General features: G+C 70.7%; 5 protein-coding genes. 2 read left to right on the top strand and 3 right to left on the bottom strand.

Annotated features, from left to right (window positions below; translation table 11 throughout):
• Positions 1–297 (top strand): Scr1 family TA system antitoxin-like transcriptional regulator (locus GT042_RS11355; protein ID WP_237530696.1); only part of this gene is annotated, 297 nt, incomplete at its 5' end.
• 37 nt (positions 298–334) lie between these two features.
• Here GT042_RS11355 and GT042_RS11350 read toward each other — a convergent pair.
• Positions 335–1,114, bottom strand: a complete 780-nt coding sequence (locus tag GT042_RS11350; protein WP_161308590.1) for a GNAT family N-acetyltransferase — start codon at positions 1,112–1,114, stop codon at positions 335–337.
• 129 nt (positions 1,115–1,243) lie between these two features.
• Here GT042_RS11350 and GT042_RS11345 point away from each other — a divergent pair, with 129 nt between their 5' ends.
• On the top strand, positions 1,244–2,119 hold the full coding sequence (locus GT042_RS11345; protein WP_161308589.1) for an alpha/beta fold hydrolase: 876 nt from the start codon (positions 1,244–1,246) through the stop codon (positions 2,117–2,119).
• Positions 2,120–2,161: 42 nt separating this feature from the next.
• Here the strand turns inward: GT042_RS11345 and GT042_RS11340 are convergent, their stop codons facing one another.
• Both GT042_RS11340 and GT042_RS11335 read right to left on the bottom strand, forming a co-directional pair.
• The gene (locus GT042_RS11340; RefSeq protein ID WP_161308588.1) at positions 2,162–2,947 is read right to left on the bottom strand and encodes a hypothetical protein; all 786 of its coding nucleotides are present in this window, start codon (positions 2,945–2,947) and stop codon (positions 2,162–2,164) included.
• A 108-nt stretch (positions 2,948–3,055) separates the two neighbouring features.
• Entirely contained in the window at positions 3,056–3,382 is a 327-nt protein-coding gene (locus GT042_RS11335; protein WP_161308587.1) for a nuclear transport factor 2 family protein, read from the bottom strand.
• Positions 3,383–3,489: the final 107 nt, after the last annotated feature.

Raw genomic sequence — 3,489 nt, 5'->3', positions numbered from 1 at the left:
ATGCGGGCGCAGATCGACCGGCTGCTGGAGGCCTCGGAACTCCCCCACGTGACCATCCAGATGGCGGAGTTCGCGTCCGGCCACCACCCGGGGACGTACAGCCCCTTCACCCTCTTCCGCTTCGATCTCCCCGAACTGCCGGACATGGTCTACATCGAGCACCTGACCGGGGCGCTGTACCTCGACGGGCAGGCCGAGGTGACGGCACACATGGAGGCGATGGACCGGATGGTCGCGCACGCGGAGTCCGCGCAGCGCACCCGGCAACTCATCGCCGGAATACGCGCCGAGCTGTGATTCCGGCCTTCCGGCATATCCGCAAAAGGGTGCCGTCTCAGAGCCGGGGCAGTTGGAACTGCCGGTAATACGCGACGGTTTCGAAGCCCATGCGCGAATACAGCCGCTGGCCGTCCGTGCTGGCCTGGAGCGTGCCGATCCGCAGGCCCCGTTCACGGCCCGCCCGCAGGGCCACGAGGGTCAGGAACGCGCCGATGCCGCGGCCCCGGCAGTCGGGTTCCGTACTCACGACATACACGCCCGCGACGCCGTGCCGGTCGAACAGCGCGGAGGTGCCGACGACGCGTCCGTCGAGCCGGGCGGCGAACCGGACCAAACTGCCCGGTGCGTCCGCCCGGTGGGCCTCGTTGGCCTGGTTGCCGGTGACCTGTTCGGGCGTGAGACCGAAGGACGGGGAGTACGAGGCGACCCACGCGGCCAGCTCCTGCGGGCCGTTGACCTCCTCGACCCGTACGCCGGGCGGGGCGGCCGGCGTGTCGAGCCGGTCGATCTCCGCGGCCATCAGCGGCAGCACGCCGACCTGCGCGGCGCCCCGGGCGAGGAGGTGGTCCGCGAGGCCGGCGGAGCTGTCCGCCCCGACCCACCACAGCCACGGGACGGGGTCCAGCTCGGCATGGGCCCGCGCGATCGCCGCGTCGAGTTCGCCCTCGCCACGGGTGTACCGGAGCACTCCATTGCGTCGCGGTTTCATGAGACGACTGCGGTAGATCATGAATTCGGGGTCGTCGGAACGCTTTTTGTCGCCGTATCCGACGTAGTAGTCCCGCGAATTCGCGAACTGGGGTGCGGAATCGTGGATCGATTCGACAACGCTCATGGGCGGATTGTAACCACGGGATTCCGGTGGGCCCGGCAGATGTGCGGGTGCGTACCGGCACGGGGCGCGAATGGCTCGTAAAATAGGGAAGGAGAAGCAGCGCGCCGCGACGACCGAGAGGGGGCGCCCATGTCCCGCGCCTCCCGCGCGGCCGACGACCTGGTCGCACAGCACCACGCCTCCGGTCACACCTTCCGGGCCGGGGGGATCCGCGGCTTCACACTGGACCAGGGCGAGGGCCCGCCGGTGGTGTGTCTGCACGGTGTGCCCACCAGCTCGTTCCTCTACCGCAAGCTCGTGCCGGAGCTGGCGGCGCTGGGGTTCCGGGGCGTCGCCCCCGACTTTCCCGGCGCCGGTCTGGGGGCCCGGCCCCTCGCGTTCGACTACACGTGGAGCGGTCTCGCCCGGTGGACCGACCGGGCGATGGACGCGCTCGGGATCGACCGGTGTCATCTGGTCGTCCATGACGTCGGCGGCCCGGTCGGCTTCGAATGGGCGATCACCCGGCCCGAGCGGGTCCTGTCCCTGACGGCGCTGGACACCCTGGTCGACGTCGCCTCGTACCGGCCGCCCCCGTCGATGTGGCCCTTCACCGTGCCCGTCGCGGGCGAGGCCTGGCTCCCCGTGCTGCGCCCGCCGGTCTCCCGGCGGTTCTTCCGGCGGGTGGGCCTCGCGGACGGCTCCTCACTGACCGACGCGGAGGTGGACGCCCACTTCGCGCTGATCACGCGGCAGGACGCGGGCCGCGCCTTCCTGAGGACCATGCGCGGTTTCGAGCCGACCGCCGCCAAGCAGGCCTTCTACTACGAGGGCCTGGCGTCCCGCCCGTACCCGGCCCAGGTGGTCTGGGCCCGCGACGACCCGATCCTGGGGCTGCCCCGGCTGCGGGCGGTGCTGGACGCGCTCGGAGTCGGCTTCCCGACGGTCCTCGCGGGCCGGCACTACCTCCAGGAGGAGCAGGCCCCGGCCATCGCCGCGGCGGTCGCGGAGCTGGCCGGGGCGTGAGCGGGGCCCGGTGCGCGGGTCGGCGCGGGGCCCGCCGCGGAACTACTTCAGTGTGACGGCGTCGCCGGTGGAGACGACCTTCATCGTGGTGGTCGTACCGAGGAAGGCCCAACGCCAGCTGCCCGCGGCGTTCGCCTTCACCGTGGCCCGGAGGTGGCCCTTGCTGTCGGTGGTCGCCGTCCTGACGGTGCTGTAGGCGCCGCCGGGCTTCTTGTACTGCAACTTCACCACCTGCTTGGTGAACGCGTGGTACTTCAGGTCCGTCCAGTTGGCCCGTGACAACTTGCCGGTGACGGTCAGTGTGCTCCCCTTCTTCACCGGCTCGGGAGTGGCGTCCGTGGTCAGGGTCGCGGCGCGCTTCACCTTGAACAGCGCGACGCGGTCCGAGATCCAGTAATCGCCGTCATTGGCCTTGACCGTGGCGTTGACCTGCCAGGTCCCCGCCACCGCGTTGGCGTCCCAGCCCTTGTTCCCGCTCCCGTAGGAGTCGATCCACGCCGGGTCCATCTGCATCGTCGCGGTGCACACGGACGTCGTCGCGCCCGTCTTCTTGCACGTCGATCCCAGGTGGTCCACGGGCCCGTGACCGTTGGCCGCGTTGAACGCGGACACGTCGGTGACCTTCTTCACCCCCGAGTTGTCCTTGACCGTCATCGAGATCGTGAACCGCTTGATGTCCTTGATCCCGACGATCACACTGTTCCCGCCGTTCACGACGGTCCTGGTGACCCGGATGTCACCGCGTCCCTCCGCGTGCGCGGCCGGCGCCACCACGATCCCGGCGACCACCACCGCCGCCACGGAGGCCACGGCGCTTCTTCTGTGCATGTCCCACCCCTGTTCACCCTGCCTCGTGGCAGGGGGGAACACAGTAGCGACCGGCGCCGCCGATCAGGTGATCGGGTGATCACCGAGGAGGGGGGCAGGGGCCGGCGGTCAGCCGGTGATCCGCATCAGTGACACGCCGTCGTCGGCCACGACGAAGGTGAAGTCGGACGGGCCGTTGAAGCCGTCCCCGCCCACCACCGCGCTGACCGTGACCCGATCGCCCGATCGGTTGACGCCGGTCACGTCGAGGCGGACGTTCACGCCGATGAACTCCTTGTCGCTCCAGCCGCGGATCGCGTCCCGGCCCCCGAAGACACGGCCCCAGTCGTCGACGGCTCCGTCGAGGGTGAAGGCGTCGAGGAACGCCTCGGTGTCGGCGTTGTTCGCCGCGTCGAGGGCCCGCTGGACCGCTGCCGGAACGGACATGGTGCTCATGCTGGCCTCCAGGGGTACGGGACGGGACGGAGGAGCTGTGCCGCCGGTCGGGCGCCGCGGGGACCCGCGCCGGGTCCCGCGATCGACCGGCCTCCGCTCATCCTGGC

Origin of the sequence: Streptomyces sp. SID3212, from assembly GCF_009865405.1 — a bacterium.
Taxonomy (GTDB): domain Bacteria; phylum Actinomycetota; class Actinomycetes; order Streptomycetales; family Streptomycetaceae; genus Streptomyces.
This window is presented reverse-complemented; position numbering and strand designations above follow the sequence as displayed.

Excerpts from the sequence above, each read along its gene's own strand:
- GT042_RS11350 (WP_161308590.1), bottom strand. The coding sequence starts at position 1,114 with ATGAGCGTTGTCGAATCGATCCACGATTCCGCACCCCAGTTCGCGAAT.
- GT042_RS11345 (WP_161308589.1), top strand. The coding sequence starts at position 1,244 with ATGTCCCGCGCCTCCCGCGCGGCCGACGACCTGGTCGCACAGCACCAC.
- GT042_RS11340 (WP_161308588.1), bottom strand. The coding sequence starts at position 2,947 with ATGCACAGAAGAAGCGCCGTGGCCTCCGTGGCGGCGGTGGTGGTCGCC.
- GT042_RS11335 (WP_161308587.1), bottom strand. The coding sequence starts at position 3,382 with ATGAGCACCATGTCCGTTCCGGCAGCGGTCCAGCGGGCCCTCGACGCG.